Annotated in this window: 18 protein-coding genes and 1 riboswitch; of the genes, 6 read left to right on the top strand and 12 right to left on the bottom strand. The window is 71.7% G+C overall.

Features of this window, described 5'->3' with window-relative positions; all coding sequences use genetic code 11:
* The first annotated feature begins 253 nt into the window (after nucleotides 1-253).
* On the top strand, nucleotides 254-1,081 hold the full coding sequence (locus BMY07_RS28735) for an ATP-grasp domain-containing protein (RefSeq protein WP_092785547.1): 828 nt from the start codon (nucleotides 254-256) through the stop codon (nucleotides 1,079-1,081).
* A 22-nt stretch (nucleotides 1,082-1,103) separates the two neighbouring features.
* Nucleotides 1,104-1,751 carry a Clp protease N-terminal domain-containing protein gene (locus BMY07_RS28730; RefSeq protein ID WP_092785545.1) on the top strand — a complete coding sequence of 216 codons (648 nt, stop codon included), beginning with the start codon at nucleotides 1,104-1,106 and terminating at the stop codon, nucleotides 1,749-1,751.
* Here BMY07_RS28730 and BMY07_RS28725 read toward each other — a convergent pair.
* From BMY07_RS28725 to BMY07_RS28695, 8 genes are read right to left on the bottom strand one after another with little or no spacing between them, the layout of a single operon-like run.
* The gene (locus tag BMY07_RS28725) at nucleotides 1,748-3,016 is read right to left on the bottom strand and encodes a protein kinase domain-containing protein (protein ID WP_092785543.1); all 1,269 of its coding nucleotides are present in this window, start codon (nucleotides 3,014-3,016) and stop codon (nucleotides 1,748-1,750) included. The genes BMY07_RS28730 and BMY07_RS28725 overlap by 4 nt on opposite strands.
* The gene (locus BMY07_RS28720; protein ID WP_092785541.1) at nucleotides 3,013-4,311 is read right to left on the bottom strand and encodes a DUF4407 domain-containing protein; all 1,299 of its coding nucleotides are present in this window, start codon (nucleotides 4,309-4,311) and stop codon (nucleotides 3,013-3,015) included. Before BMY07_RS28720 ends, BMY07_RS28725 begins: the two co-directional genes overlap by 4 nt.
* Nucleotides 4,308-4,901, bottom strand: a complete 594-nt coding sequence (locus BMY07_RS28715; RefSeq protein WP_092785539.1) for a hypothetical protein — start codon at nucleotides 4,899-4,901, stop codon at nucleotides 4,308-4,310. The genes BMY07_RS28720 and BMY07_RS28715 overlap by 4 nt, the downstream gene beginning before the upstream one ends.
* Nucleotides 4,894-6,321: a vWA domain-containing protein gene (locus BMY07_RS28710; RefSeq protein ID WP_177215853.1), complete on the bottom strand. Its 1,428-nt coding sequence runs from the start codon at nucleotides 6,319-6,321 to the stop codon at nucleotides 4,894-4,896. The genes BMY07_RS28715 and BMY07_RS28710 overlap by 8 nt, the downstream gene beginning before the upstream one ends.
* The gene (locus tag BMY07_RS34625; protein WP_177215852.1) at nucleotides 6,318-7,367 is read right to left on the bottom strand and encodes a hypothetical protein; all 1,050 of its coding nucleotides are present in this window, start codon (nucleotides 7,365-7,367) and stop codon (nucleotides 6,318-6,320) included. The genes BMY07_RS28710 and BMY07_RS34625 overlap by 4 nt, the downstream gene beginning before the upstream one ends.
* Entirely contained in the window at nucleotides 7,364-9,724 is a 2,361-nt protein-coding gene (locus BMY07_RS28705) for a hypothetical protein (protein WP_092785535.1), read from the bottom strand. The genes BMY07_RS34625 and BMY07_RS28705 overlap by 4 nt, the downstream gene beginning before the upstream one ends.
* Nucleotides 9,721-10,719 carry a hypothetical protein gene (locus BMY07_RS28700; protein ID WP_092785533.1) on the bottom strand — a complete coding sequence of 333 codons (999 nt, stop codon included), beginning with the start codon at nucleotides 10,717-10,719 and terminating at the stop codon, nucleotides 9,721-9,723. The genes BMY07_RS28705 and BMY07_RS28700 overlap by 4 nt, the downstream gene beginning before the upstream one ends.
* Nucleotides 10,716-12,434 (bottom strand): hypothetical protein, encoded by a 1,719-nt coding sequence (locus BMY07_RS28695; protein ID WP_092785530.1) that lies wholly within the window; start codon nucleotides 12,432-12,434, stop codon nucleotides 10,716-10,718. The genes BMY07_RS28700 and BMY07_RS28695 overlap by 4 nt, the downstream gene beginning before the upstream one ends.
* 397 nt (nucleotides 12,435-12,831) lie before the next feature.
* Here BMY07_RS28695 and BMY07_RS28690 point away from each other — a divergent pair, with 397 nt between their 5' ends.
* Nucleotides 12,832-13,989: an alkaline phosphatase PhoX gene (locus tag BMY07_RS28690; protein ID WP_092785527.1), complete on the top strand. Its 1,158-nt coding sequence runs from the start codon at nucleotides 12,832-12,834 to the stop codon at nucleotides 13,987-13,989.
* A gap of 45 nt (nucleotides 13,990-14,034) precedes the next feature.
* Here the strand turns inward: BMY07_RS28690 and BMY07_RS28685 are convergent, their stop codons facing one another.
* Complete coding sequence (locus BMY07_RS28685; protein WP_092785525.1) at nucleotides 14,035-14,328, bottom strand: 4a-hydroxytetrahydrobiopterin dehydratase; 294 nt, start codon at nucleotides 14,326-14,328, stop codon at nucleotides 14,035-14,037.
* 34 nt (nucleotides 14,329-14,362) lie between these two features.
* A riboswitch (TPP riboswitch) is annotated at nucleotides 14,363-14,473 on the top strand.
* A gap of 22 nt (nucleotides 14,474-14,495) precedes the next feature.
* Between BMY07_RS28685 and BMY07_RS28680 the strand changes: the two genes are divergently transcribed.
* Genes BMY07_RS28680 through BMY07_RS28670 form a run of 3 tightly spaced genes read left to right on the top strand, consistent with a single transcriptional unit; the run spans nucleotide 14,496 to nucleotide 18,110 of the window.
* Complete coding sequence (locus tag BMY07_RS28680) at nucleotides 14,496-15,533, top strand: thiamine ABC transporter substrate-binding protein (protein WP_092785523.1); 1,038 nt, start codon at nucleotides 14,496-14,498, stop codon at nucleotides 15,531-15,533.
* Nucleotides 15,509-17,095, top strand: coding sequence for an ABC transporter permease (locus BMY07_RS28675; protein ID WP_092785521.1), 1,587 nt, complete (start codon nucleotides 15,509-15,511; stop codon nucleotides 17,093-17,095). Before BMY07_RS28680 ends, BMY07_RS28675 begins: the two co-directional genes overlap by 25 nt.
* Nucleotides 17,096-17,111: 16 nt before the next feature.
* Complete coding sequence (locus BMY07_RS28670) at nucleotides 17,112-18,110, top strand: ABC transporter ATP-binding protein (RefSeq protein WP_092785519.1); 999 nt, start codon at nucleotides 17,112-17,114, stop codon at nucleotides 18,108-18,110.
* Between the two features lie 387 nt (nucleotides 18,111-18,497).
* Here BMY07_RS28670 and BMY07_RS28665 read toward each other — a convergent pair whose 3' ends face one another.
* Genes BMY07_RS28665 through BMY07_RS28655 form a run of 3 tightly spaced genes read right to left on the bottom strand, consistent with a single transcriptional unit; the run spans nucleotide 18,498 to nucleotide 21,473 of the window.
* A complete protein-coding gene (locus tag BMY07_RS28665) occupies nucleotides 18,498-19,367 on the bottom strand; it encodes an ABC transporter permease (RefSeq protein WP_092785517.1) in 870 nt (289 codons plus the stop codon).
* Between the two features lie 46 nt (nucleotides 19,368-19,413).
* On the bottom strand, nucleotides 19,414-20,403 hold the full coding sequence (locus tag BMY07_RS28660; RefSeq protein ID WP_425426364.1) for an ABC transporter ATP-binding protein: 990 nt from the start codon (nucleotides 20,401-20,403) through the stop codon (nucleotides 19,414-19,416).
* A gap of 5 nt (nucleotides 20,404-20,408) precedes the next feature.
* Complete coding sequence (locus BMY07_RS28655) at nucleotides 20,409-21,473, bottom strand: LolA family protein (RefSeq protein WP_092785513.1); 1,065 nt, start codon at nucleotides 21,471-21,473, stop codon at nucleotides 20,409-20,411.
* Nucleotides 21,474-21,519 lie beyond the last annotated feature (46 nt).

Raw genomic sequence — 21,519 nt, 5'->3', positions numbered from 1 at the left:
CGTCAGCGCCGTGGCGCTGGCCAATCGGCGCGGTAGCCGATCGTCTGGCCGCCGCCCCTGTCGGGCTTGGGCAATAGGATGATCTTGAGATCTGGCACGTGTGATCTAGGTTCGTCCGACAACGCTGTGGTGCGAGATTTGAGCATTCATCCGGGTCGATGACGCTCCGCCTGCTGTGGCCTACCGCGTGTTTGGGGCGTCGGGCGGGCGGTAAGATCTCCGGTGAGGGGCGTAATGGACACGGGGTGCGTGCGTGAAGGATTTTCTCGACGGGGTCGCGGGGTCGGCCGGGATCACTGATCGGCATTTCGTCCGGCACGTGGAGCGGGCGGTGGCCGAGTTGGGTGGTCGGGTCACCTGGCACAGCGGGCACTGGATCGGGGAAGTGACCCTGGGGGCGAGCCGGGGGTTGATCATCGGGTATTCGTTCCCGTTGAACAATGTGGCCTCGGCCAAGGCCGCCGATGACAAGGTCGCGACCACGGTGCTGCTGCGGGCGGCGAAGGTCGGCTGCGTGGACCACCAGTTGGTCCGGCCGGGGTGGAGCGGGTCGCCGTCGATTCGGTGGGAGCGGGAGCTGCCCGTCGTGGTGAAGCCCAACACCGAGTCCGGGGGGCGCGGGGTTCGGCTGGCGAGCACGGTCGACGAACTGCACTCCACCATCGACGAGCTCTCCACCCGCTACCGGGCCATCGCCTGGTCGTCGTTCCTGCGGATCACCGACGAGTACCGCACCGTGTTCCTCGACGGCGCGATGGTGCTCGCGTTCCGCAAGGTCCGGTCCGACCCGACCGAGTGGCGGCACAACCTGCACCTGGGCGCCACGCCGGAGGTGTGCACCGATCAGTCCACTCTGGACAGTCTCACCCAGGTCGGCGCGGACGCCATGGTCGCGCTCGGGCTGCGCTTCGCCACCGTCGACGTGGTGGTGGTCGACGGCGAGCACCTGGTCATGGAGGTCAACAGCGGGGTCTCGCTGGAGCGCTTCAGCAGGCACAGCCGGGAGTACTCGGCGCTGGCGGGCGAGGTCTACGCGAAGGCGGTCGCGGCCAGCGTCAACCAGGGGTTGACGGAAGCCTGATCGTCAACCTAGGGTTGACGCCATGAACACACCCAGTCTCGACGACCTGATCGCCGCCATCGAGGCCCGCGCCGACGACCCGCTCGACCGGCTCACCGAGGCCGCGCTGCTCGGCCGCCACCTCGACGAGGTGGCCGACCACCTGATCGGCCACTTCGTCGACCGGGCCCGCCGCTCCGGCGCGTCCTGGACCACCATCGGCGACAGCCTCGGCGTCACCAAGCAGGCCGCGCAGAAGCGGTTCGTGCCCAGCGACCCGGCCACCGGCGAGGCGGACGTCCGGATCTTCGCCCGCTACACCGATGGCGCCCGCCAGGTCGTCATCCGCTCCCAGGAGCAGGCCCGCGCCGCCGCGCTCCCCGAGATCCAGCCGGGGCACCTGCTGCTCGCCCTGCTCCAGGACCCCGACGTGGCCGCGCTGGTCCCCGCCCCGACCGAGGTCGAGGCGACCACCAGGGCCGTGCTCGGCACCGGCGACGCGCCGCTCGACGGCCCGATCCCGTTCTCCGCCAACGCGAAGAAGGCCCTCGAACTCGGCCACCGCGAGGCGTTGCGGCTCGGCGCCGAGAAGATCTGGCCGGAGCACCTGCTGCTCGGCGTCCTCACCGACTCCCCGGACTTCGGTGTCACCCGCGCCGACGTGGAAACCGCCCTGCGCGCCCGCGACTAGCCGACGACGACCGTCCCCGGCCCGGCCACCACCGCCAGGCACGCCCGGTCGGCGATCACCCACCGGTGACCGGCCCACGTCCGCTGGTCGACCTTGTCCCCGGCGGGCAGCGAGAACCAGAACCGCTGCACGCCGTCGAAGTCCACCCAGGACACCACCAGCGCGATCCCGTCCGTGCGGGCGTTCTCGAACGTCAACAGCGCGGGCGTCTCGGACCGCGGCGACGGGGAACTCCCACCGCAGCCCGTGATCACCGCCGTCCCACTGATCCCCTCCACCGGCCGCGGGGACGTTACCGCGGCCGAAGGTGGACGCGACTCGACCGTCTCAACAGGACTCTGCCAAGAGACCAGCACCCCGACCAGCAGCCCCACTACCCCCAACCCCAACGGCAGCAACGGCACCCGCTTCCTGCGCCGCACCACCGGCTCGATCTCCACCGGTGGCCCCAGCTTGGTCACACCAAGCCCGGCCCGGGCCGCGGCGATGAACGCCGACGCACTCGGCATCCGGTCCTCTGGCCGCTTCGCCATCGCCCGCACCACGACCTCGTCCACCACCGCCGGGACCCTTGGCGCCAGGGCGGACGGGCGGGGAGGAGCCTGGCTGAGGTGGGCGTGGATGATCGCCGCCGCGTTCGGTCCGGGGAACGGTTTGCGCGCGGTGAGGCACTCGAACAGCAGGCAGCCCAACGAGTACACATCGGACCGGACGTCCCCCGCGGTGGCGCCGAACCGCTCCGGGGCCATGTAGTCCACGGTGCCGATGAACATCCCGGTCGTGGTCAGCCCGGTCGTCCCGGCCGTGCTGCGGGCGATGCCGAAGTCCAGCAGGTGCACGTGGTCGCCGTCGAGCTTGATGTTGCCCGGCTTGACGTCCCGGTGCACCAACCCGGCGGCGTGCGCGGCTTGCAGCGCCACCGCGACCTGGCACACCACGTCCACCGCCCGCGCGACCGGCAGCGGGCCGCGGGCCAGGACCACGTCCAGGTCCTCACCCTCCAGCAATGCCATGGCCAGGTACGGCCTGCCGTCGACCTCGCCGAAGTCGAGCACCGGCACCACGTGCGGCGACCGCATCCTGGCCAGCAGCGCCATCTCCCGCTGGAACCGCGCCCGCCCCACCGGGTCGCGGGCCAGTCCCGGCGCCAGCCGCTTGAGCGCCACGTACCGGTGGTGGGTCTCGTCGTAGGCCCGGTGCACCTCACCCATGCCGCCCCGGCCGAGCAGGCCCTCGACCCGGTACCGGCCGAAGGCCTCGCTCACCGGCCCGGTCCGAACCAGCCGTTGACCTCGGCCGCCGCCCGCGCGTCGGCGGCGTGCGACCAGCGCATGATCGCCCGCCGGGCCAGCTCGGCCTGCTCGGCGACCAGCAGCTGGTTGGCCACCACCCCGGCCTCGTACTGCCGTTGCAGCGCGTCGTGCTCCAGATCGGCCTGGCGCTGCTGGATGTCGTCCCTGACGAACTCGGCGCGCGAGATCTCCTTGGCCCACTCCCGCCGCGCCGACTCGGAGAAGTCCGCCACCATCAGGTCGTACGCGGTGGGCGGTCCGGTGACCTGCAACAGCTTCACCAGCACCGGCAGCACCTCGATCGAGAGGAACAGCAGGAACAGCAACAACTGCGCCGACGCGAGGTCCGAGCGGTCGCCTGCCAGGGCACCCAGCGCCTCCAGCCGGGCGAGCAGGCCGTCGTCGGACGCGGTGCGCTCGGCGAACTCCCGTTGCGCGCGCTCCTTGGTGGCGCGGGCGGCCGCCAGCTCGTCGGTCAGCCGCTGCGCCTGCGCCCGCGCCGAGGCCGAGCTGGTCCCGGCGTTCGCGACGGCGTTCGCCCGCGTCGTCTCCAGCTCCCGTTGGGCGGCCTGGTAGTTGGTGTACGCGATGTCCCTGGCCCGCACCGCTTCCCTTGCCGCCTCGGCGACCCCGGGTGTCCTGGTCCCGCACGTGCCGTCGATCTCGCACTGCGCCCGTTGCTGCGCCTCGGTGTAGGTCGCCAGCGCGGTCGCGGCCTTCTTCTCCGCCGCCTGCACGGCGGGATCCGCCTCCGCCACGGCGCCCGCGCTGCGGTCCGCCGCTGCCTGCGCCTGGGCTTGGCGCTGCTCCAGCGCCGGGATCCCGCCGATGGTCGGGTTCTGCGCCAGTTGCTGCTCGAAGGACGCCGTCCGCTCGGCGCGCAGCACGGTCAGCTGCGCGTCGATCTCCGGCTGGAAGATCCGCAGCACCAGCGGGGTGGAGATCACCGCGCCGAGCAGCACGGCCAGCGCCAGCCGGGGCACGGCGGTGAGCAGGTTGCGCAGCGCGCTGTGCTGCTTGCTGATGCCGATGATCAGCTGCCGGTCCAGGTTGAGGATCACCACCCCCCAGGCGATGCCGCCGACCACGCCCGCCCACAGCGGCGCGTGCACGGCCATGACCATCGCGAAGCACGCCGACACCGCGGCGACGGCCGCGGTGGTGAGCAGCACGCCACCGGTCGTGGTGAACCTCGGCCGGTCGACCGGCGACCGGTCCAGGGTCTCCAGGTGCGCGCCCGCGAGCCTCGCCAGCATCCTGCGGATCACCGGGACCTCCTGGTGAACGGGGCCGGGCCGCGCACCGCGAACGGGCTCCGCCTGGCCGTGAACAGGCTTCGGATGACCCGGATCGCCGCGCCGCCGCGCGCGGAGCGGCCCGCGTCGGTGACCACGCCGGTCGACCAGAGTTGGCTCGGGGGCGTCACCCAGCTCGCGGCGAGCGAGACCGCGCCCGGCCGGTCGGGCAGTCCGTGGGACCGGAGCGCCAGGGTGACCGGGGTCAGGTCGATCGGGATCGGTTGCGAGCCACCGAGCACCGGGGTCGGCGGGCCGGGGAAGCCCACCATCGGCAGGGGAATCCTGGTCACGGGCTCGAACGCCGCCACCACGCGGGTGATCTCGTCGTACACGTTGTCCGCGCCGTACGCCCTCGCCGTGATGACACCGCTGGCGGTGAGCTTGAAAGTCTGCTCTCCCAGGGCTTTCGTTGTCTCGAAGTGCTTGCCGCCCGGTGTCGTGATCCGCACGCCCCACGCGCCGCGCGTTCGCCACCGCACGGTGATCCGGCTCCCGGTCGGCACCGCGATCCGGTCCACGTCGAACCAGGTGATCTCCGGGCCGAGTGGCTCGTCAGTCATCGGAACTCCCCCCGTCCCGGTAGAGCATCGACACGCCGTGCACGATGAGCTCGTCGTCCACCAGGCACCGCCGCGGCTCGAACGGGTCGCCCTCGTGCGGGGTGTAGACGATCTGCGGTGGCCCCTCACCGGTGCCGGTCACCGCGTACTCGCCGCGTTCCCCCGCCACTTTCGGCCTGGCGAACCGGACTTCCCGCTTGCCGTCGAGCCGGTACTCCGCGCGCCACGCGTCGAAGCCGGCGACCAGCAGGCCGCGCATCCTGGGCTTGCGCCGGTGCCACCGCGCGTACCCGGCGATGACCAGCACCGCGACGGCCAGCATCGGCAGCCAGATCAGCACCAGGCTGATGCCCACGGTCGTGGTGCCGACCCAGCCGGTCGCCGCGTCCAGTGGCCGCAGCAGCACCGGGAGGTCCAGTTCGGACTCGAGCACCGACCGCCACGGGGTGTCCACAGTGCCCACCAGGCGCGGGTGCACGTCGATCTCGACTCGCTGGCGCCCGACCTTGGCGCTGCCAGGGACTTCGACATCGGCGGTGAGCGTGAACCGGCGGCGTTCGCCCGGCTTGAGCGTGATCTGGTCGGGCAAGCCGGTGGCCGTCCCGCCCGACAGCTCGACCCTGGTGCCGGTCACGATCAGCGGCAGGTACTTGGTGTTCGACGTGAGTTCGACCTCGATCTGGACCGGCTCACCCAGGTCGGCGCCCTGCGGCAACCTGGGCCAGGTGACATCGACGCCGCCGGTGACGTCCTGCCGGAGCTTGCTCGCCGCGGTGGCCCGGACGAACTGGACCCGCAGGCGTTCCAGCAGGGGTCCGATCTGGTCGGGGTCGCCGGAGCCGAGCACGGTGGTGTCCGGGATGACGGTGCGGAGTTGGCCCTTGCCGGATTCCCCGGTCGCCAGCGGGATCGTGAAGCCGCGCACGCGGTCGGCCACCTCCCGGCCCCGGCTCACCAGGTCCCGCCACGCGGGGGAGTTGGGGGAGGAGTACGCGCTCGCGTCGGGCGGGGCCGTCTTGCCGTCGGTCAGCATGACGATCGCCCCGCCGCCCGCGGCCGTGGAGGTCTTGAGGATGTCCACCGCCAGGCTGATCGCCTTGCCGGTGTCGGTCGCCTCACCGATCGGCGGCGGCATCCTGTCGACGGCGGCCGGGCGGTTCCGCGGGGGCAGGTCGACCACGTGGGGGTCGGTGTCGAAGGTGATGACGGTGACGGTGTCGCTCGCGGGCAACGCGCGCAGCAGACCGCGCAGCGCCTCCCGGGTGCTGTCGTACCGGTGGTCGGTCGCCATGGAGGCGGAGGTGTCGACGAGGACGACGAACTCCGCGGGCGCGTCCGCGAGGCCCAGGTCGCGGTAGACCTCGGCGGACCCGGTCTGCGCCGCGAGGACGAGGGCGGCCGCGGTGAGCAGGGAGATCATCCGGCCTCCTCGACGGGGGTGAGGTGGTGCAGGCGGGTGCCGATCTGGAGCGCGCCGTAGGTGCCGTGCCGGGGGTGCAGGGTGAGGTCGTGGCTGCCGGGGGCCGTGGCGGTGGGGAGCCCGGCGGCGAGCCAGGGGCCGGTGCGGTGGAGTTGGATCACGACGGGGAGCGGCGCGCTGTGGTCCTCGGTCACCGTCAGCCGGGTGGGCGTGGCGGATAGTGGCAGGGTGGTGGTCTCCAGGACGCCGTTCTTGATCAGGTGCGCCACCACGGCGACCTCGTGCGGGTACGCCAGCAGCGCGGTCGACTCGCCCTGGGCGATGAGCAGCGCGCCCCGCGCGGTCTCGGTCGCGTCCGCCCAGCGCGCCGAGGAGATCCGGCCCCCGGCGGCGGCCCGGATCGCCTCCAATGTCGCCGTCGTCGCGTTGCCGCCCGTCACGACCGCGTGCGGCGCCAGAGGTCCGTCGAACCGGCCCAGCAGTCGCTTCACCGCCGCGGCCGCCGCCTCGCTCGGGGATTCGCGCCACCCCGCGCTGGTCAGATCCCCGTGCGCGGCGTCGACCAGCCGCGTGGTCGGCCCGTCGAGGATGTACACCGCCGCGTCCACCGTCGCCGCGCCGACGTCCAGCACCAGCAGCGCCCCCGCCGCCCGCCCGGGCCGTGCCTGCGCCGCGGCGACGCATTGCAGGCCCGGTATCAGGCGGGCGTCGGCGAACCCCACGGCATCGGTCAGCACCCGCAGCAGCACCTGACCGGTGCGGCCGCTCTCCGGCGAGATCACCGAGTCGGTCCCGAACACCGCCCACCGGTCCGGCACGGCCAGCACCACGCTCGCCTTCGCGGGCACCACCGGCACCAGGTCGGTGAACAGGTCCCCGAGGAACACCGCCAGCCGCCGCGCCGCGGTCCTGGTGGACCCGTGCTCCGCGATGCCGGTGGCCGAGCCCGCCGACAGCGGCGGACTCGCGCACTCGTGCACCGACCCGGCCGTCGCGATCTTCGTCCGCGCCGTGCCCAGGTCGATCCCGACCGCCTGCCCGGTCACTGGCCACCGCCGCGGAAGCGGGGCATCCGCCAGAACGAGTGGTCGGACTGCCTGGCCAGGTGGTCCAGGTCGTCCCGGCTGCCCGCGAGCCGGGGCAGGGCCTGCCGCACCTCGGGCTCGGCGGAGAGGTCGCGCAGGGCGCCGGTGATCAGTGACAGTGCGCGCGCCAGGGGATCGAGGAGTTCCGCGGTGGACTCGTGCGCGGACAGCAACGCCCGGGGGAGTTCGATGGACCCCTCGGTCCGGTTCACCACGGCCTGCGCCAACTCCAGCCACTGCACCGCGGACGGCTCCCACGCCGAGGCGACCACCGACCGGACGGCGGTGTTCGTGGGCCACCGCCGCGTGCACCAGACCACCAGCAGATCGACCACAGTGGACACCTCGGTGTCCGCGGTCAGCTCCACCAGCGTCCGCCAGGCGTCGACCCGCTCGTCCCGCCGCAGGTACCCGTCCCAGCGCCGCATGGTCGAGTAGCGGTTCTCGTCGGCGAGAACGGCGTCGGCGAGCGCGGTCACCACCGCCTCGGGCACGTCCGGCTCCTCGACGCCCTCGTGCAGCAGGTCCCACAGCACGTCGAGCAGGTCCCAGTCCCGCTCGACCTGACCCGTGACCGCCGCGACCACCACCTCCCGCTCGGTGACACCGAACTCCACCAACGCCGCCCGGTACGCGGGTGTGTCGCCGAACTCCACCTGCTCGCCCGCGAGGAGATCGATGACGTCCCGGTAGGCGGCCTGTGCGGGTTCCAACTGGCAGGCCCGCACCGGAGCCCACCACGTCGGCACCCCGCCCTCGCGCACGCGTTCGTGCGCCAGCGGCAACAACGCGGACATCACCTGCCGCAGCCGCTCCGGCCGCGCCTCGGACTTGCGCAGCAGCACGGCCAGCGCGCCACCATCGGCGCGGTCCAACGCGGCCAGGTCGGGCTCGCTCGGCGTCAACTCCTCCATGAACGGCATCCGCACCGTCTGCCACGCCGTGCCCGCCCCGATCCGGTCCAGCTCGCGAAGCAGCGCCGCGTGCTCCTCCCGTGGCTCGTCGTGCAGCAGGAACCGTCCCACATGGACGGACAACTGCGGGGAGGCGACGACGACGGGCGAGAGCGCGGTTGCCCACTGCTCCTGCTTGCCGAGCTCGATGACGACCTCCGCCGCCCTCACCGTCGCCGGATCCTCGACCACACCCGCTGGGACCAGGCCTTGACCGAACGAGTCCAGCGCCTCCACCGCGAGCGCCAATCGCGCGAACGGTTCAAGTCCAGCGACGGGAAACCGGGCATCACCGACCGCGGTGGCCACCCGCTCGCGCAAGGTCTGGTCGAGGGCGCCCGACCAGTGGGTGCGCAGGATCTCCTCGTCCTGCGTGATGTCCTCAGGTGAGGCCGCACGCAGGTACGAGGCCAGCACGGTCTGCCGCTCGGTCCGCGAATACTCCTGGAACAGACCGAGCTGGACCAGCCTGCGCAGGTGGTGTCCCTGGACCACACCGGACGCCGCCAGCGCCAACATGTCCGCGGCCAGCGTGATCTCGCCCAGCGCGGCCCCGACGAGCGAGGTGTCCGGAGTGGTCACGTCGCTACGGCGCTTGAGGTAGGCGAGCAAGTTCGGGTGCTCGTGGTACATGCGCACGAACTCCGCCCCGTAGCCGCTTTCCGGCTGGACGTCGCCGAACACCTCCACCGGGGTGTCGTCCGCGCTCTTGTGATCGGTGAACGCCAACCGGAAGATCCCGGCCACGTTCGACCACGTGCTCGCGCTCAGCCACGCGCGCGTCCCGGAGGGCAGCGCGTTGGCGACGCCGTCGAGCGCGGTCAGCCGCTGGGACAAGGTCAGGTCGCCACCGCCCATCAGCGTCACCGGGCTCTCCAGCACGGCCGCGGCCGCGATGGCCGCCGTGGGCAGCCTCAGCCGCTGCGGTTCGGTCGAGACGACGGGCTTGGCGCTGATCTGCTTGCCCTGGAACGGTTCCGGGACGTCCCAGGCGAGGTCGATGCCCTTGACGGTGAGGTAGAGGTCGGCGAACCCCAGGTCCAGGGCGTCGGCCATCGGCAGGGAGAAGAACCGGGTGATCGCGATCCGCCGCCCGGTGCGGTCGGTGTCGTCGGTCCACTGCCGGATCCCGATGCCCAGGTACGTGACGCCCTTGAGGGTCGGCTGGGTGAACCACACCCACGGCAGCGCGTCCTGGCCGGACTCGGCCGCGGGCGAGTTGCCCGGGTTGTTGTGGGTGATGACCGACTCGAACTGCGCCGGGGTGAACGGGCCCGCGCTGGTCGCGAGCACCGCGTAGTCGTCCCGGGTGGACTGCCGCTTGCCCCACAGCGCCCAGTCCAGCCGCAGGGCGGCCCGGCTCACCACTTCTCCTGCTTGCGCACGACGTCGTGCAGCCACAGCAGCGGCTCCAGCACGTTGATCGGGTGCACCTGGCCCAGGATGCGCTCCTTGCCGTCCTTGACCTCGATGTTGCGCTCGCCGGTCGGGCGGAACCGGCCGTCGGCGAGGTAGAAGCCGATCGAGGAGGTCACGAAGTAGTTCAGCTCGCGGAAGTGGTTGCGCAGGGCCAGGTCGACCAGGTCGCTGTTGCTCCTCGGGTCCGCGCACAGGCGCTGGAAGAACTCCGCCGCGCGCGCGTCGGGCACCCTGGGCATGTGCGGCCGGTGCGCGTCCTGCACCACGTACCGCTTGGCCTCGGTGTACACGTCCTCCTCGTCGAACTTGTTGACGCACACCGCGACCCGCTGCGGGAGGTGGCCGTTGACCTGCCGGTGGGTGGTCAGCACGTGCCTGGCCAGCCGGGCGAGCACGGGCTGGAAGAAGTAGTAGGCGTCCCTGCTCTCCTTGTCGCGCTTGGGGTCGAACAGGTAGACGATCCCCTGGCAGTGCAGCAGGTGGTCGAGCAGTTGCTCCTCCTCGTGGTTGCGCGGGCTGGCCGAGGCGAGCCCGCCGGGGGAGAAGTCGGGGTCCGCGGCCGCCCCCGCGCCGGTGCCGCTGAACAACCGGCCCGGCACGTCGAGCACGTCGAGCACGAACTCGACCACTTCGGACCGTTCGACCGGCATGCCGACCGCGTTGCGCTTCTTGACCATGCGGTGCCCGGTGAACCGGAACCCCAGCCGGGCAGGCGCCTCCGAGGCGACCGGGAAGGCCCGCTCGTGGGTCATCAGCCGGACCGACTCCATCAGGAACTTCTCCGACGGGTCGTCCATGCCGGTCATGAACCACTTGTACGGCCCCACGTGGCGGGTCGCGGCGATGTAGAGGGCGCCGAGGAACGTGGTCTTGCCGCTGCCGGGTGGTCCCCACAGCCCGATCCGGATGTCCCCGGGCGGGTTGTGCTGCGTCGCGTTCATCGGGGCTCCTCCTGCGGGAGTCTGGTGAGGGGGAAGGGCAGGGTGGCGGTCGGGCCGGTGCGGCCGAGCACGCGGGCGTCGGCGGCGAGCCGGTCCGCGGCGACCCAGTCCGAGCGCAACGGGGTGTGCGGTCTGGTCAACGCGGACCACGCGGCGGTGGTCCGTTCGGCGGACTCGGGGTCGCGGCGCCCCGGTTGGTCCCACACCGCGACCCGGTGGACGTCGTCGCGTTCGAGCCTGCGCACGAGGTCGTCCCAGCGGTGCCCGTTGGGGCAGTGCTCGACCGGGTGCGGCGGTCGGCTGCCCAGCACCACGAGGGTGCGCGCGACCGAGCGCCACGGAAGGCTTGCCGCCGCCCACAACGCGTCCTCCACCGGCGCCGCGCGCGGGTCGAGCACCGGGGTGGCGCGCAGGCCGTCGAGGAAGTCCCGCGCCGCGGCGGCCGCGCCGAACTCGCGCACGGCGAGCACTTGCTGCGGCATCCGTCCTTTGTGGTCGGAGTACGCGAGCACGGCGACCCGCACCGACGCCGGGGCCGGGTGTCCCCGCTCGATCGAGTCGATCAGGGCCAGGGCCAGCTCTTGTCGTCTGGTGAACGCGGAACCGCCGAGTTCGACCGCCACGACGAGGTCGGCCGCGCTGTCGTGGCGCCGGTACCGAGGCGGCACCTGGTCGATCGCACCGGACCAGGCCGCAGGCGCCGGTTCCGTGTCCGGCTCGACGACTTCCACGGTGCACGGCCCGGTCAGCCGGAAGCGCACCGCGTGTTCCTGGTCCGGCGCGAGTTCCACCGTCGTCGTGCTGATCGGCGTGCGGCGCCACGGTGGCGTGCCCGCTGACCCGGCGACGACAGCGAGCAGCACCGGTTCGTCTTGCGGCGGAGCGGCGACCCGGACCACCGCGTCCTGGCTGTCCGCGGCCGTGGCTCCCTGGGGGAACAACGGGTGCACGACCACGTTGGTGCGCCCATCGGCCGCGACGTCGATGAGGACCAGACCACAGCCGTGCCGCTGCGGCACGTCCTTGGCCAATTCCAAGACGAGGACGCCATCGATCACAGGTTCGTCGCCGCCGACCAAGTGCACACCGGACGGGTCGAGTGCCTCGTCGAGCGCGCGCCACCCCGCGAGCCGGTTCAGCACCACCGCGCCATCGGGCCACGCCGGGAGGTCCAGCATCACGGGTTCCCCGCCCGCCAAGGCGAACCGGGCGCGGTCGTCGTCATCGGGCAGGCCGAGCGAGTGCCAGCAATCGCGCTCCGCCGACCGCACCGCGGGCCGTCCCAGGTGGTCAGTGCCCAGGCGCACCACGGTGATGCCGGTCGCGGCGATGTCCACGACCACCGCGTCCGACAGCAGGAGCGGCGTGATCACCTCGGCGACGGTCCCGAGCGCCTTCCTCTTGACCGTCGAGGCTTCGACCGCCGCGACCAGGTCCGCGCGCTCCGGTCGAGGTCCGCGCGCCAAGGCGGTCAACCGCTCGAACCGCCCAAGATCACCCGCTTCGGGGTACCCGGCCGCCAGCGCCGCCGCGGCCAGGTCCCACCCGCGGCACGCCCGCTCGAACGCCGCGGCGAAGGACTCCGCCCGCGCCCGCGACGGCGCGCCCGCCCACGGGCCCGCCGACAGCACCCACCCGCACCCGGGGCAGTGCGCGCCGACCGGGTCGGCGCGCAAGCACACCGGGCAGGTCGTTCCCGTCCCACCGGTGCTCATTGTCGTTCCTGGTTCTCGAAGTGGTTCTCGGTCCTGGGAAATGGTTGACGGCGATTCCTCCGGCCGTGTTCGGCCGAGATCCCACCGCGGTCCGGCCGCATTCCGGATCGCCACGATCATCGCTCTGACTAGGTAGTCCCCGCACCCTGCGAGATCGTTACAAGTAAGATCGCCTAGTGCCCTGATGTATTCGCGGGATCGTTACCTGGAACCGGTTGCTCGCGATTTTCGGTCAATGCTGAGCCACGCTCGGGTGGACAGAAAATGGACACGCTTTCCGCGGGGAACGATTCCCGCAGTGCCCCGTACACCTCGACGTACACTGGGTGTCACCAGGCGCGGTTACGGTCGGTCCGCACGGACGTGAGAACACCGCCCCGCAGAGCGGAGTCTGACCATGCAGCGCCGGAACTTCCTGCGCGTCGCCGTCATCGGTGGCGCGGCCGTCGTCGGCGGGGCCTCGTGGGGCACCGCGTTCGCCGCGACAGCCCAACCCGGACCGAGCCCGTACGGCGCGCTGCTCGCCCCCGACGCCAACGGCATCCAGCTCCCGGTCGGCTTCAGCAGCCGGGTGATCGCGCGGACCGGGCAGAAGGTCGCGGGCACCGACTACTTCTGGCACCCGGCCCCCGATGGCGGCGCCTGCTTCGCCGACGGCACCGGGTGGATCTACGTGTCCAACAGCGAGGTCCCGCTCGTCGGCGGGGTCGGCGCGGTCCGGTTCGACGCGACCGGGCGGATCACCGGCGCGTACCGCACGCTCTCGGGCACGAACGTCAACTGCGCGGGCGGCGCGACCCCGTGGGGCACGTGGCTGTCGTGCGAGGAGGTCGACTACGGGCGGGTCTTCGAGACCGACCCGTGGGGTGCGCGGCCCGCCGTGGCCCGCCCGGCGCTGGGCCGCTTCAAGCACGAGGCCTGCGCCGCCGACCCCGACCACGGGTACCTCTACCTCACCGAGGACACCCCGGACGGCTGCTTCTACCGCTTCCGCCCGAACACCTGGGGCGACCTCTCCAGCGGCGTCCTGGAGGTCATGACCGGCGCGGACGACCAGGTCGACGGCCAGGTCGGCTGGGCGCGGGTGCCGGACCCGGACGGGTTCCCGATCGCCACCCGCAAGCAGGTGGGCGCCGCCAAGCGGTTCAACGGCGGCGAGGGCTGCCACTACGCCGCGGGCACCTGCTGGTTCACCACCAAGGGCGACAACCGGGTGTGGGCCCACCGCCCGGATACCGCCAGCATCGCCCTCGCCTACGACGACTCGCTGGTCCCGCCGGGCACGGCCACGCTGACCGGCGTCGACAACATCACCCGCTCCACCGCGGGCGACCTCTACGTCGCCGAGGACGGCGGCGACATGGAGATCAACATCATCACCCGGGACGCGCTGGTCGCCCCGGTGCTGCGGGTCACCGGCCAGTCCGGCTCGGAGCTCACCGGCCCGGCGTTCAGCCCGGACGGCCGCAGGCTCTACTTCTCCTCCCAGCGCGGCACCGCCGGGAACGTCTTCGGCGGCATCACCTACGAGGTCACCGGCCCGTTCCGGTCCTGAGACCCCTGGGGAGGCGGCGCCCGGGGACGCCCGGGCGCCGTGCCCCTAGTCGACGGCGCTGACGACCCCGTCGATCTCGGTCGCCAGGGCGGTGTCCTTGGCCGTCACACCGTTGACCGTGTGCGTGGAGCAGCGGAAGGTCACCTTGTTCCACCGGATGTCGATGTCCGGGTGGTGGTCGGCGCGCTCGGCGAGCTCCGCCACCCGGTTCACCACCCGGATGGCGGTGGCGAAGTCGGCGAACTCCGCCACCAGGACCAACCCGCCCTCCACCAGCCGCCACCGCGGCAGCCTGCCCAATGCCTTGCCGATCTCCGGGTCGCTCAGCAGTTCAGCCATGGTCCCCATCCTGGCCCCAACCGCAGGCGTACGCTCACCCTGCCACGGGAGTCCGGCACGCCGGGCTGAGAGGAGGGCACGCGGCCCTCGACCGTCCACACCTGATCGGGATCATGCCCGCGCAGGGAGGTGCTCGTGGCGCGCTCGCCCGAGGAAGGACACACCCCATGCGCAGACGCCATCTCCTGCTGGCCGCCGCCATGACCATCCCGCTGGTCGCGAGCTGCACGGCGAGCTCCCAGGACACCTCAGAGCGCACGGTGGTCCTCGTCACGCACGACTCGTTCACCGTCGAGCAGTCGGTGCTCGACAAGTTCAAGGCCGACACCGGCATCAAGATCGACGTGCGCAAGAGCGGCGACGCGGGCGCGCTGACCACCCAGCTGGTGCTGACCAAGTCCGCGCCGATCGGCGACGCGGCGTTCGGAGTGGACAACACGTTCGCCTCACGCGCGCTCACGGAGGGTGTCTTCGCCGAGTACAAGCCCGCCGACGCCGACAAGGGTCCGCAGAAGTACGCGGTCGACAACTCCGGCAGGCTCACCGCGGTGGACGTCGGCGATGTGTGCGTCAACGTCGACCTCGCCGCCCTTGCCAGCCGCGAGCTGGCCACCCCCGCCAGCTTCGAGGACCTCGCCGACCCGCGCTACAAGGACCTGCTCGTCGTCGAGGACCCGGCCACCAGCTCGCCCGGCCTGGCGTTCCTGATGGCGACGGTCGCGCACTACGGCAACAAGGACTGGCCCAACTACTGGAAGCGCCTCAAGGACAACGGCGTCAAGGTCGTCAGCGGCTGGGAAGAGGCCTACACCCAGGAGTTCTCCGGGTCTTCCGGCAAGGGCCCGCGCCCGCTGGTCGTCTCCTACGCCTCGTCGCCGTCCGCGGAGATCGGCACGGACGGCAAGCCCCGCACCGCCGCGCTGCTCGACACCTGCTTCCGCCAGGTGGAGTACGCCGGTGTGCTCAACGGCGCGAAGAACCCCGACGACGCGCGCAAGGTCGTCGACTTCCTGATCTCCGAGGCGTTCCAGAAGCTGGTGCCCGAGTCGATGTACGTCTACCCGGTGCGCGACGGTGTCGCGCTGCCCGCCGCCTGGCAGCAGGCCGCGCCGCGACCGGAGAGCCCGTCGACGCTGCCGGTCGAGGACATCCAGGGCAACCGGGAGCGGTGGATCGAGCAGTGGCGCACGGCCGTCCGGGCCTGACCGGCGCGCTGGCCGCGGCCGCGCTGCCGCTGGGGTTCCTGGCCGTCTTCTTCCTGTGGCCGGTGGTGGCGATCGTCCGCCTCGGTCTCGGCCCCGGCGTCGGCGCGGTCCTGTCCAGTTCGGACACCTGGTCCCTCGTCGGCTTCACCCTCGGTCAGGCCGCGGCGGCCACTGCCGTCGCGGTCGCCGCCGGCCTGCCGGTCGCGTTCCTGCTGGCGCGGACGTCGTTGTGGGGCAACGGGTTCGTGCGCGCGGCGGTGATGGTGCCGTTCGTGCTGCCCACGGTGGTGGTGGGTCTGGCGTTCCGCTCGCTGTTCGGCGACGGCGGGCCACTGGCCATCATCCTGGCGAACGCGTTCTTCAACGTGGCGGTCGTGGCCCGCACGGTGTCGGCGCTGTGGTCTCATGTGGACAGGAGAGCGGAGGACGCGGCGCGGTCGCTCGGGGCGTCCCGTTGGCGGACCTTCTTGTTCGTCACGCTGCCTGTGCTTCGGCCCGCCATCTCGTCGTCGGCCGCCGTGGTGTTCCTGTTTTGCGCCACCAGCTTCGGCGTAGTCCTGCTGCTGGGCGGCGGGGAGTACGCGACTCTGGAGACCGAGATCTACCTGCGCACGGTACAACTGTTCGACCTGACCGGGGCGGCGGCGTTGTCGTTGCTCCAGTTGGCGTCCGTTGTCGCGGTGCTGGTGATCGGGGCTGTGTTGCGCCGCCGGTCGACAGCGTTGCGATTGCGGGGTCGGGCGGACACCGCGCGTCGTCCGGTCGGCGGTGAGTGGGGCGTTGTCGCGGCGGCGTATGCGGTGGTCGTCGCGTTGATGGTGCCGATCGCGTCGCTGGTGGCGAAGTCGTTCGAGTCGGGGCTCGATGGCTACCGTGCGATCGGCGGGACCGGGTTTCGCGGGTCGTTGCAGGTCACGGGCTGGGAAGCGGTGCTGAACTCCCTGCGCGCGGCCACCGATGCGACCATGCTCGCTTTGGTGCTCGGCGTCCTCTCGTGCGTCGCACTGGTGACGCTGGGCCGCACCAGAGCCCGCCCGAGCCTCATCGAGACCATCGACACCGCACTGATGCTGCCCCTGGGCGTCTCCGCGGTGACGGTCGGCTTCGGCTACCTGATCACCCTGGACGCCCTGCCCGGCGATCTCCGCACGTCCCCGCTGCTGGTCCCGCTGGCGCAGGCCCTCGTGGTGACCCCGCTGGTCATCCGCACCCTGCTGCCCGTGCTGCGGTCGGTCGACACCCGCCTCCGCCAGGCCGCGGCCACCCTCGGCGCCCAACCCTGGCGAGTCTGGCGCGAGGTCGACGTACCCCTGTCGGCTCGCTCCTTCGTCGCCGCCACCGCCTTCGCCTACGCCGTGGCCTTGGGCGAGTTCGGCGCCACCAGCTTCCTGGCCCGCCCCGAATCCGCCACCCTCCCCGTGGTCATCGGCCGCCTGGTGGCCCGCCCGGGAGAGCTGAACAACCAACTGGCGTACGCGTCCTGCACCCTGCTGATGCTGGTCACCGTGGCCATCGTCGTCGCCGTGGACCGCCTCCGCGTCGGCACGGTCGGGGAGTTCTAGTGCTGAGGAGGTCTCGATGCTTCGCGTTGACGGTCTGACCGTGCGGTACGGGCGGGTGGTGGCTGTTTCGGCGGTGGACGTGGAGATCGCCGATGGGGAGGTGCTGGCGCTGCTGGGGCCGTCCGGGTGCGGGAAGTCGACGCTGCTGCGGGCGGTGGCGGGGTTGGAGCCCACGGACGGGGGGATCTCGTGGGACGGGGCGGACCTGGGCGGGGTGCCGGTGCACCGGCGCGGGTTCGGCTTGGTGTTCCAGGACGGTCAGCTGTTTCCACATCGGACGGTCGCGGGGAACGTCGCGTTCGGACTGCGGATGGCGGGGGAGCGGAAGGTCGCCGCCCGGGTGGACGAACTGCTGGACCTGGTAGGCCTCACCGGTTTCGGCCCACGCCGCGTGACCGAACTGTCGGGTGGCGAGCAGCAACGGGTTGCCCTAGCCCGGGCCCTGGCGCCTCGACCTAGGTTGCTGCTGCTGGACGAACCACTGTCTGCTTTGGACAGATCGCTCCGCGAACAACTAGCCATCGACCTGTCCCGCCTGCTGCGCGACTCCGGCACCACCGCACTAGTGGTAACCCACGACCACGACGAGGCCTTCACCCTGGCCAACCGAGTAGCCGTCATGCGCGCCGGTCGGATAGTCCAAACCGGAACCCCCAACCAGGTCTGGCGCCACCCCGTCGACGAGGACACAGCCCGCTTCCTAGGCTGTACCGCTTTCGTTGACGCCACAGCAACCAACGGCATCATCGACACCCCCTTCGGCCCAACCCCCTTCCCCCTCCCCAACGGCCCCGTCCGCCTAGGCCTACGCCCCACAGCCCTGAACGCCGCCCCCGGCCCCACCACCGGCACCATCACCACCACAGTCCACCGCCGCGACCACATCAGGCTCACCGTACAAACCCCCACCCTCCTAGTGGACGCCATAGCCAGCATCGCCACCACCCCCACCCCCACCCCCCACACCCAAACCCCCCTATCCCTAAACCCCGACGGCCTAGCCATCATCGGCTAACCCCCCTTGGCCCCCGGGATCCCCATCCCCCCAACCTGTCCACAGCCCCAATCGTGACTCTGGCCCCTCTGCGCGCCCCCACCTGGGCTTGATTCGGGGGCTGCTCGATTCGGCGTCCACCAACTGGGACCGCGCGACATCGCCGCCCCCTTACCCCGCTGCGCCGCTCTTACCCCTGCCGCGACGCCTGTCCACTGTGGCGGCTGGCCCCTGCTGCTCCGTGTCGATCCCCATCCCCCCAACCTGTCCACATCCCCAATCGTGACCCTCGCCCCATCCGCCCAGCCCCGCCTAGGCTCGATTCGGGGGCTGCTCAGCCAGGACACCCCACACAGCGCAACGGCGACGCCCCGAGTGAGGCGTCGCCGTTGTACCCCCAGCGGCCGGTCAGCCGTCGCGGGTGAGCATGCGGCTGTAGGCGATGGAGCCGCCGATCAGCATGTAGCAGGCGGCGCGCAGGGCGCCGTCGATGAGCGGGCTCCAGGAGATCGGGTCGCGGACGATCTCGCCGACCGCTTCCCAACTCGTCGTCACCAGCACCGGGTCGATCCAGTCCAGCGCCGGGATCGCGCTCAGCACCCCCGACACGATCACCAAGCCCAGCGTCACCACCACCACGATCAGCGGGTGGTCGGTGAACGCCGAAACCGCCAGCGCCACCGCGGCCAACGCCCACACCTGCAGCGCCACGTACACCACCGTGATCGCCACCCGCCCGAGCGCCTCCCCGAACGGCAGCGACGTCCCCGACGCGGTGAGCATGCCGTCGCCCCCCAGCAGCAGCACCCCCGTGATCATCCCGGTGACCGCCATCAGCACCACGGCCAGCAACGTCACCGACGCCACCCCGAACGCCTTGACCGCCAGCAGCCGCCCCCGCCCGACCGGGGCCATCAACATCCCCCGCAGCGTCCCGTGCGACGACTCCCCGGCCAGCGCGTCCGCCGCCAGCATCGCCCCGGTCAGCGGCAGCAGCATCACCACCGCGACGGACAGCGCGAAGATCGGCAACAGCATCCCGTTGCCCATCACCAACGCCGCCATCGCGTCCCCCTCGCCGGTCTCCCCCGACGCGGTCGCGATCGCGATCCCGATGCCCATCACCACCGGCACCAGCCCCAACAACCCCAACCCCACCAACGTCCGGGGCCTGCGCAACACCATCCTCAACTCGGACCGCAACACCCGCCCCAACGGCGCCCGCCGCACGACCAGCGTGTCCGTCCCACCCACCAGTTCGGCGGCCTGCGCAGTCATCGGACTCCCCCTCGTTCAACAACAGCCGTAGTCGGCCTCTGCCCGGTCATCGGGCGTCCTCCGTGACCAGCGTGTCCAGGTCGTTCAGTTCCGCCGTCGACGTGTCCTCCGTCAACCGTGCGAAAAGGTCCTCCAGCCCAGTCCGCTGCCGCCGGACCTCGTGTACCGGCACCCCCGCCCGCACCAGTACCTCCACCACCGCAGGCGCTGTAGTGGCCGTCAGGTCCACCCGCACCCCCTCCGGCACCGCCCGAGCAGGCACCCGCTGTTCCCGCAGAGCGTCCACTGCCAGCGTCACCTCAGGCGTGCTCACCAGCAGGTTCGCGCTCCCCGCCTCCAGCAGCGACGACAGCTCCCCCTGCGCCACCACCGTCCCCTGGTTCAGTACCGCCACGTGCGTGCAAGTCGCCTCGACCTCGGCCAGCAGGTGGGACGACACCAGCACCGTCGTCCCCGCGGCGTGCAGGTCGGCGATGATCGTCCGGATCTCCCGCGTGCCGGCCGGGTCCAGGCCGTTCGTCGGCTCGTCCAGTACCACGAACTGGCGCGGTACCAGCAAAGCCGCCGCCAGCCCGAGCCGCTGCTTCATCCCGAGTGAGTACCCCCGGAACCGCCGTCCCGCTGCCCCCGAAAGTCCGACCCGCTCCAGTGCCGCCCCCACGGCCCCCGGGATGTCCGAGCTGGCCAACAGCGGTTCCGCCGCAGCAAACCGCAACAAGTTCTCCCGACCAGACAAGAACGGGTAGAACCCAGGCCCCTCCACCAACGCCCCTACCTGGGGCAACGCGAGCGCGGCGCCGTCCGGCATCCGCTGGCCGAGCAGTTCCACCTCACCCGCGGTGGGCGTCACCAGACCGAGCAGCATCCGGATGGTCGTGGTCTTACCTGAACCGTTGGGGCCGAGCATCCCCAGTACCGCACCCGTTGGGACTACCAGGTCGACGTTGTCCACGGCGACCGTGCCCCGGTAGACCTTACGAAGGCCCTTGGTGCGGGCGGCCGCGGTAGGAACCACGGCCGCCCCCTGCTCGGTCAAGCCGCTCACTTCTGCCCGAGGGCGTCGATGAGGACCTGCTGCGGCACCGCGCCGACCGCGACCCGGCCATCGGTGGTCACCAGGGCGGTGCCGACCTTAGTCGAGATCACGTACCCGGTGCCGAACGACCCGGAGACCTCCTTGCCCAGCTTCTTGAGGATGCTGGTGGCGTCCACCGGACCGCCGCGCTCGCCGGACTGCGGGATCTGCGCCGACAGCAGCGCCGCGGGGACCTTGCCGGTCGCGACCACGTCCCAGCCCTCGCCGACGACCTTCAGGTCGGCCGACTTGAGCAGCTCACCCTTGTCCTCGGACGACTTCTCTTGCTTGCCCTCGGTGACCTTCGCGCCGGCGGGCGGGGTGAAGGTGAACAGTGCCGGGTCCTGCGCACCGGTGCTGAACTCGGTGAACCCGATCCGCAACGCCGGGTCGGACTGCCCGTTGGCCAGCACCTCCAGCCGCAGCGGCACCCTGGTCTCGGAGTCGATGGCGATCCGGATCTCGCGCAGCAGCGTCCGCTCGGTCGGCTTCGGGGTCAGCACCAGCTGGTACGCGGCCCGGTCGGCGACCCGCGCGGTCCCGTCCACGGTGACCGTGGAGTCCTTCTTGATCAGCTCGACCAGGTCGCGGGCGACCGTCGCCGGGTCGGCCAGCTTCTCCTCGGAGTGGTCCTTGGCCTCGCTGGTGAACTTCGTGACCGACTTGTCCGAGGAGTTCCACAGCCAGGTAGTCGTACCGTCCTGGACGAAGGTCCGCTCGCCACCGCCCTGCCTGAGCGCGATCCGGCCGCGGCCCTGCCCATCGGCGTAGACCCGGGCAAGCTCGTCATCGCTAGAGCCCTGGGGCAGCCCCGGGATCGGCAGGCCGATGTTGTTGCGTAGCTCTACCGCACCCGCCAGCGCCGGGGTCTTCGCGTCGATGACCGACTGCACGAGCGCCTCAGCGCTAACAGGCGGCAGCGTCGGCGGCGCCTCGTTGGCCCCCGCCGGGCTCGCGATCAGGATCAGCCCGACGACCCCCGCCGCTGTTCCCGCCGCCGCGACGGTCAGCGCCGTCCTCTTCCTGTCCATTGCTCTCTCCCCTGTTCGGGTTGTCGTTCCCGCACCGAGAACACTG

This window comes from Actinokineospora terrae (assembly GCF_900111175.1).
Classification (GTDB): Bacteria; Actinomycetota; Actinomycetes; order Mycobacteriales; family Pseudonocardiaceae; genus Actinokineospora; species Actinokineospora terrae.
This window is presented reverse-complemented; position numbering and strand designations above follow the sequence as displayed.

Coding starts and splice junctions, on each gene's coding strand:
- BMY07_RS28685 (WP_092785525.1), bottom strand. CDS start 14,328: ATGGCTGAACTGCTGAGCGACCCGGAGATCGGCAAGGCATTGGGCAGG.
- BMY07_RS28665 (WP_092785517.1), bottom strand. CDS start 19,367: ATGACTGCGCAGGCCGCCGAACTGGTGGGTGGGACGGACACGCTGGTC.
- BMY07_RS28670 (WP_092785519.1), top strand. CDS start 17,112: ATGCTTCGCGTTGACGGTCTGACCGTGCGGTACGGGCGGGTGGTGGCT.
- BMY07_RS28715 (WP_092785539.1), bottom strand. CDS start 4,901: ATGACTGACGAGCCACTCGGCCCGGAGATCACCTGGTTCGACGTGGAC.
- BMY07_RS28695 (WP_092785530.1), bottom strand. CDS start 12,434: ATGAGCACCGGTGGGACGGGAACGACCTGCCCGGTGTGCTTGCGCGCC.
- BMY07_RS28730 (WP_092785545.1), top strand. CDS start 1,104: ATGAACACACCCAGTCTCGACGACCTGATCGCCGCCATCGAGGCCCGC.
- BMY07_RS28655 (WP_092785513.1), bottom strand. CDS start 21,473: ATGGACAGGAAGAGGACGGCGCTGACCGTCGCGGCGGCGGGAACAGCG.
- BMY07_RS28700 (WP_092785533.1), bottom strand. CDS start 10,719: ATGAACGCGACGCAGCACAACCCGCCCGGGGACATCCGGATCGGGCTG.
- BMY07_RS28710 (WP_177215853.1), bottom strand. CDS start 6,321: ATGATCTCCCTGCTCACCGCGGCCGCCCTCGTCCTCGCGGCGCAGACC.
- BMY07_RS28690 (WP_092785527.1), top strand. CDS start 12,832: ATGCAGCGCCGGAACTTCCTGCGCGTCGCCGTCATCGGTGGCGCGGCC.
- BMY07_RS28680 (WP_092785523.1), top strand. CDS start 14,496: ATGCGCAGACGCCATCTCCTGCTGGCCGCCGCCATGACCATCCCGCTG.